The organism is Veillonella sp. CHU740 (genome assembly GCF_003992055.1).
Taxonomy (GTDB): Bacteria; Bacillota; Negativicutes; order Veillonellales; family Veillonellaceae; genus F0422.
The window spans coordinates 211994-218412 of the sequence record NZ_RQVD01000002.1; the positions used below are offsets into that span (position 1 = coordinate 211994).

Annotated in this window: 8 protein-coding genes and 2 rRNA genes; all 10 read right to left on the reverse strand. The window is 33.4% G+C overall.

Translation table 11 applies throughout. The features are described 5' to 3' along the window. Window positions 1-74: 74 nt before the first annotated feature. The gene (locus tag EO115_RS02265) at window positions 75-479 is read right to left on the reverse strand and encodes a type II toxin-antitoxin system VapC family toxin (RefSeq protein WP_126937362.1); all 405 of its coding nucleotides are present in this window, start codon (window positions 477-479) and stop codon (window positions 75-77) included. After that, window positions 476-712 carry a hypothetical protein gene (locus EO115_RS02270; RefSeq protein ID WP_126937363.1) on the reverse strand — a complete coding sequence of 79 codons (237 nt, stop codon included), beginning with the start codon at window positions 710-712 and terminating at the stop codon, window positions 476-478. The genes EO115_RS02265 and EO115_RS02270 overlap by 4 nt, the downstream gene beginning before the upstream one ends. Window positions 713-785: 73 nt before the next feature. Beyond that, window positions 786-2012: a phosphopentomutase gene (locus tag EO115_RS02275; protein WP_126937364.1), complete on the reverse strand. Its 1227-nt coding sequence runs from the start codon at window positions 2010-2012 to the stop codon at window positions 786-788. A gap of 71 nt (window positions 2013-2083) precedes the next feature. Next, window positions 2084-2608 carry an NUDIX hydrolase gene (locus tag EO115_RS02280; RefSeq protein WP_126937365.1) on the reverse strand — a complete coding sequence of 175 codons (525 nt, stop codon included), beginning with the start codon at window positions 2606-2608 and terminating at the stop codon, window positions 2084-2086. A 9-nt stretch (window positions 2609-2617) separates the two neighbouring features. Beyond that, a complete protein-coding gene (locus EO115_RS02285; protein ID WP_126937366.1) occupies window positions 2618-3457 on the reverse strand; it encodes a hypothetical protein in 840 nt (279 codons plus the stop codon). Between the two features lie 62 nt (window positions 3458-3519). After that, the gene (locus EO115_RS02290) at window positions 3520-3975 is read right to left on the reverse strand and encodes an HNH endonuclease family protein (protein ID WP_256359650.1); all 456 of its coding nucleotides are present in this window, start codon (window positions 3973-3975) and stop codon (window positions 3520-3522) included. Window positions 3976-3990: 15 nt separating this feature from the next. Next, window positions 3991-5415, reverse strand: a complete 1425-nt coding sequence (locus EO115_RS02295) for a DUF262 domain-containing protein (protein ID WP_126937368.1) — start codon at window positions 5413-5415, stop codon at window positions 3991-3993. Window positions 5416-5547: 132 nt separating this feature from the next. Further along, complete coding sequence (locus tag EO115_RS02300; protein ID WP_126937369.1) at window positions 5548-5733, reverse strand: hypothetical protein; 186 nt, start codon at window positions 5731-5733, stop codon at window positions 5548-5550. A 386-nt stretch (window positions 5734-6119) separates the two neighbouring features. Beyond that, window positions 6120-6236, reverse strand: a 5S ribosomal RNA gene (gene rrf, locus EO115_RS02305). Window positions 6237-6296: 60 nt separating this feature from the next. Next, window positions 6297-6419 (reverse strand): 23S ribosomal RNA (locus EO115_RS02310); the annotation flags it as partial.

Here is a 6419-nt window from a genome sequence, read left to right on the forward strand (position 1 = left end):
ATCAGTCAGGAAGAATATTCTTCAGTACTGATAGCCTCTTTTGCTATGTCTAACTTATTATATTAAATGTATACTTACACCCATGAAACGCAGGGTTCATTATACCCTAATAACAGTTCATCATGTGTTATAAATTGCATTCTTTCAGCTTTGGCTTGGCTGATCATAATCTTATCAAATGGATCATGATGTGCTTTTGCCGATTCCGTTCTAGTTAAAGTCCTAATCATAAAAATATTTTCTGGCGATAACGATAATAATCGTAACCCAGACTGTTTAGCTAGCTTATATACAATTTCTGCATCATAAGGAAATCTATCTGGATATTTATTATGCTTAATCTCAATTTCCCAAAGAGAAATAACACTAAAAAATATATATGTATCTTGTGAGCTTAATATATTTTTGCAATTATTTGAAAGTTTACTATCATCAAATAAAAGCCATAATAAAATATGTGTATCTAATAGAATATTCATATGTACTCCTTAAATACTTCTTGAATTACTTCATCCCCTGCATGAATATCATCTGGAACTGTAAACAAACCTCTTCCTAATCCAAACTGTATCGGTTGTGGTACATCTTTCACTAGTTTTATTTCTGCTACTGTATTCTCATCTTGTAAAATAATTGACTCTGTTGCTCCATCAATAAGCAATTTTACAAGGGCTTTTAGTTCTTCATTTTGACTAATATTTATAGTACACATTCTCTCACCTCCTTTTTTATCATATGTCTTAGTTTTATTATACGCCTAACATTATAAAAAAGTAAGTATTTCTCTATTTTACTATCTTATACAAGAAACTTTCCCCCACAAATGGTTCTGTTACACCAAAGTTTTCTAATATGGTTTGTCCAATATCAGCGAAACTACGTCTATCCCCTAAGTCAATGGGCCCTGTAAAAGCTGGTGAATATGCCAATAGTGGCACTAATTCTCGTGTATGGTCTGTTCCCTTCCACGTCGGATCATTACCATGGTCTGCCGTAATGAGTAGTAAATCATCTTCGCTCAATAGTTCTAGCAATCCCCCTAGTTGATAATCGAACATTTCTAACTCACGACCATAGCCTTGTACATCTCGACGATGCCCATATAAGCTATCGAACTCTACTAAATTGACCATCATATAGCCATAAGTAAATCTACCTTCTGACATAGCATCCGATGTATCATACATAGGATGTGTGCCATTCGTACTATGTCCCAACAAGGCAGCCACTAGGTTAATACCATGAGAATTAGATTTCGTCGGATAGGATTGATCCAGTCCAATATGAGCATAAATATCGCCGATCTTCCCTACTCCAATGGTCGGCACCTTCGCATCTTGTAAGGCTTGTAATACAAATCGCCCTTCTGGTAATCGACTATAATCATGACGATTTGAGGTGCGCACAAAATGACCTGGCTCTCCCACAAATGGACGAGCAATGATACGTCCTACATAATAATCTCCAATACAAACACGGTCTCGTGTAATTTGGCACATCTTGTATAAATCCTCTAACGGAATGATGCTTTCATGAGCGGCGATTTGAAACACCGAGTCGGCAGATGTATACACAATGGGTTTCCCCGTTCTCATATGCTCTTCCCCTAGGCGCTCAATGATTTCCGTCCCCGATGCCGCTTCATTACCTAGAAAATCATAGCCAGTTTCCTTCGTAAAAGTATCCATCAACTCCTGTGGAAACCCGTCATAAAATGTTGGAAAAGGAACTTTCACGGGATGCCCCATCATCTCCCAATGACCACTGGTGGTATCTTTTCCTGTACTTTGTTCATGCATGCGACCAAAGGCGCCCACCACTGTATCTTGTTGCGGTGTAATATCTGCAATCCTTCCGATACCTAATTTTCGTAAATTTGGAATCTGTAAAGGCCCTACTGCCTTTTCAATATGCCCCAATGTATTAGCACCAGCATCTCCAAAGCGCTCTGCCTCTGGGCTATGACCAATCCCCACACTATCTGTAACAATCGTAATAATTCGTTTAAACATAGAGACCTCCTCTCTATTACTCTAGCGTAAAAAGCCTATGCCTAGGAATACTGTTCCTAGGCATTCTTTGACTATTTTATATATGGCATTGCTAATAACAACGCAGATAAAGTTTTGCTATCTTTGATTGTTTCTTCCTTAATGCGTTGTAACAATTCATCCAAAGTATATCGCTCTACTTCCACATATTCATCTTCATCCCAATGGATTTCTCCTTTTGAAAGTCCTTTTGCCACATATAAATGGATAACTTCATTGCAAAATCCAGGAGACGTAGCAATAGCGCCAAGACTAATCCATTCAGAGGCGATGATACCGGTTTCTTCTTCTAGCTCACGTTTGGCGCATACTAAAGGATCTTCACCAGCATCTAATTTACCCGCTGGAATTTCTAATAAATAATCGTTCAAAGCATAGCGGAACTGTTTTTCCATAATAATGCGATTGTCTTCATCAATGGCTACTACAGCACTAGCCCCTGGATGGTGAACTACTTCACGCCATGCTTCCTTACCATTGACATCGGCAATATCATAAGTTACTTTTATTAATTTACCATCGAATTTCATTTCAGATGAAAGTTTACGTTCTTGCATGGGTCCTCCTTAATTTACAATAATAGGTTCTGTATCATTAGTAAAAGAAATAATCCCTCGTCTCGCCCATCTTACACTCATATGCCATAAGACATCCTTATCTATCGCTGCCACATATGTATTTACAGAATATTGCTTGGTGAAATATGTCTTAAGCTCTTTAACCAATTCCTTTAATTCTAACAATAATGCAAATTCATGTTTACAATATCCATCACAATAACAGCCACATGAAATATCCTCTATCATTTCATTTTGATATATAAATTCTATTTCATAACATTCTGATCCTTGAACAATCGCATATCCATATACATCATCTAAACATATATATACTACACGTTGATCTTTATAGTATTGAATGCCTCTTTCCAATCGTTCTCTTTGAATAGGAAATTGAGATAAATCATCTAAAGGAAATGGAGATGGCGTATACGTAGAAATAAAAAGTTCTTCCCCTTGAGGCGCAAAAAACCATTTACTGATCTTTTCCTTTCCTATACAATTGCGACTAAAAGAGAGTAAAAAGCGATTAGAAATAGTAAGGTCACCATGCAATTGGGTATCTACTTTAGCAATCACACGTTCATATTTAGATGGGCGAACCTTAAATTCATGTCTCACATCTACCACAATCCCCAATGTATCTTTCATCTTTCCAGATACATATACATGATCACCTTCATGTAAAACAATATTTTCACATAAGTATAGGTAAGCATCTTTTTTATGAGTAAAATACACTTGAACTAAAGTAAGATTTTTATGATTTACTAAAGATTTAGATTGTTGCAGTTCATTTGTGTCGTTTGTAACAATGTCATTAATTTCTATATCCTTTGAGTCCATAGCGTATCCTTTCTTATTAGAATTTAGAATAGAGTTATGATCACTAGATAAATGCCTTAAATTTAAAGTGTATACAAGTCAATAATCAGATCAGATAATATATCTGTTCTTCTGTTTATATCTTCTGCTGTCCATTCTTCCTTATTACTTATATCTTCGTCTCTAACACTATCAACTATAGATTCATTTAAAAATAAGCCACTTCTTAGTCCTTCATATTCTGAACCACTTGGATTATAATCACGCTTAACAATAAAAGACGAATTACTCATTTCCGAATTATATGGAGTTAACGTTAAATTACCTAATTTATTCTTATATTTTTCTTGAATTTCTTCAGCAACTTGTTTATTACCTTTACTTAAGGACTGAATCCAATCGCTATTTAACCTGCCATCTGGTAAAATATGTTCTATCGTCCATTTATACATAGAACGAGGTGTCTGTTTAGATGTATATAAATCTAATGTATCGGGTCTAGATTTAGAGAAATAACCATTATTATATTGTCTAGCCAAATCTATTAATATGATTCATAAAGTTTTAGAGTTTGATTTACTATATAAGGGTTCTTCTAGTGCTAGTTTAAATTGTTCATCACTCACAGAAATATCTCTTAATAAGTTAGATACAGTTGAGGTTATAGTATCTACACTATTAATATTTTTAAAACTACGAATAGTTTCTAAAACCCTCGAACGAATATTAGATGCTTTGGGTTTCTGCATAATATTCCTTTTTATGTAAAAAGCCTTTATTTTTGTAAGATTATAAATTAAATCCTCTAATCCTATACATTTATTTACATACAAATCTAAAAAGAACATTAAATAAGGATAGATAGAAGATGTTTCCATTCTATGTAGTTCACTTAAAATAGTTAAAATATTTATATCATCGATAACATTTGCATCAGCTTTATCATTAATAATATTTTCACTATTTATAATATCTACAAAAATTCTTGCCTGTTTGAATAGTTCATCAATAAAATCTGAACCTTTACTAGTAAAAACCTTTTTATACTCTTTCAAAGCTTCTTTTTTAGTTATTGAGGATGCTGTTGAGTTTATAAAAGTATCATAATAATTTTGTAAAAATTGAATAACTTTACTGTGATTAGAGTCCTTTTGTGTTTCACTAAATATATCTAATAATTCTATCCACTTTTCCTCATACACTGTGATAAGGTTTTCATCCGATGCTCCCACAGCAGATAAATACTCAACTTTAATTAAATCTATTAAAGTTAATGGCAAGCCTTTTGCATTTATTGATGAAAAAATAGAAAAGGCATCACCAAGGTCATTACAGGTAATTGACACAATCGTTAAATTATCAACTTTTCTGTAAAAACGCTCTATATCTTCAAAAGTATGACAGTTTTCAGATAACCATTCTAAAATATCAATAAAACGCTTCCACATTAATCGTCTTTTATCACATTTAATTTCAGCAGTATTGTTTAAATTATATGCATTACCTAATTCATCATAGGATGAATTTGTAATAATAAATGTAAATATGGCATTATATACATCACTATCTTTTTTTAGTAAACGTAAAGAATGTTCAGTGTTTTCGGCGTTAGTTAATTTACGCTTAATATCTTCTTGTATAGTGAATAATTTGGAAAGTTGATTTCTCTCTACGTAAGAAATAAAACCGTATAATTTATAAAATATAGCCATTAAAATTAATGCTAATGAAGTTAACCTTTGCTGACCATCTACAACTTCTTGTAATTTAATATTAGGATAATTCTGATCTATTTTATCTATCAGTAAAACATTTCCAATATAATATCCATCATTCTCCACACTTATATCATTTAGAAAATCATTAATATTAGACTCTTCCCAAGTATATGGTCTTTGATAAATTGGAACTACATAGGTTGGCCCATCACCTATTGGAAATAATTCTTTAATTTGCTTACAAACTGTACCAATTTGCATATTGATTTCTCCTTAGGATATAACAATTTATATCTTAAGTAGATCATATATAAATAGGGTTGTCAAGATCTAATGCTAACACAATAAAAAGGGTCTTCTCCAGACCTAAATATAAAAAAATATAACTATATACTATTTATAGAAAAGCTGATTTAGTAAAGTTACATCATCATTTTCCATATATAAATTATATATAGCTTGTAAATTATCTTTATTAGTTTCTCCTCTTTCGATGTTAATAAGAGCTACTATAAATGAACGGTAATCTGTATTCATCATTTCTTGTATTTGTTGTTTAAATATATCGATATTAGTCATAGCAACTTCTCCTATAATATAATAAATCTATTCATTGTTTTACATTTACAGCTAATTCGATCAGATTATATCATAATAGACGAAGTAGAAACTAGATAGTTAAAACAAAATAGTTATAAAAAGAGTTATATTACGTCATCAATATAATTGCTTTTCTCATATAGCCTCATCATCTGCAACTTCCTGTTCTGCCCTGTGGATTTTCTTTACTCCCTTCGGTCGTCGAAAATCTTACGGGCAGAACTCCCCGATTCACACACTTTCATGCATCGCTTCGCTCCTATGAAAGTGGTTCACTGGGGATCCCAGCGGGGCCTACTCGTATGTAAACTCACTAACAAAGAAAAGAAAAAGAGACACCATTCGGTGTCTCTTTTTCTTTTCTTAATCAGCAACTTCCTATCCTCCCAGGCCGTTTCCAGCCAAGTACTTTCGGCGTTTACGAGCTTAACTACTGTGTTCGGGATGGGAACAGGTGGTTCCTCGTAGCCATCGTCACTGAATCTGTCAGGGTGTTCCCTGAAAACTACATAGAAGAATAATAGTTAACTTACAAGTTTTTTTAAGTAAAGCCCTCGATCTATTAGTACCAGTCAGCTCCATGCCTTACAGCACTTCCACACCTGGCCTATCAACCATGTCGTCTACATGGGATCTTACTAGCTTATGCTATGAGAAACCTCATC

Coding starts and splice junctions, on each gene's coding strand:
- EO115_RS02265 (WP_126937362.1), bottom strand. CDS start 479: ATGAATATTCTATTAGATACACATATTTTATTATGGCTTTTATTTGAT.
- EO115_RS02270 (WP_126937363.1), bottom strand. CDS start 712: ATGTGTACTATAAATATTAGTCAAAATGAAGAACTAAAAGCCCTTGTA.
- EO115_RS02275 (WP_126937364.1), bottom strand. CDS start 2,012: ATGTTTAAACGAATTATTACGATTGTTACAGATAGTGTGGGGATTGGT.
- EO115_RS02280 (WP_126937365.1), bottom strand. CDS start 2,608: ATGCAAGAACGTAAACTTTCATCTGAAATGAAATTCGATGGTAAATTA.
- EO115_RS02285 (WP_126937366.1), bottom strand. CDS start 3,457: ATGGACTCAAAGGATATAGAAATTAATGACATTGTTACAAACGACACA.
- EO115_RS02295 (WP_126937368.1), bottom strand. CDS start 5,415: ATGCAAATTGGTACAGTTTGTAAGCAAATTAAAGAATTATTTCCAATA.
- EO115_RS02300 (WP_126937369.1), bottom strand. CDS start 5,733: ATGACTAATATCGATATATTTAAACAACAAATACAAGAAATGATGAAT.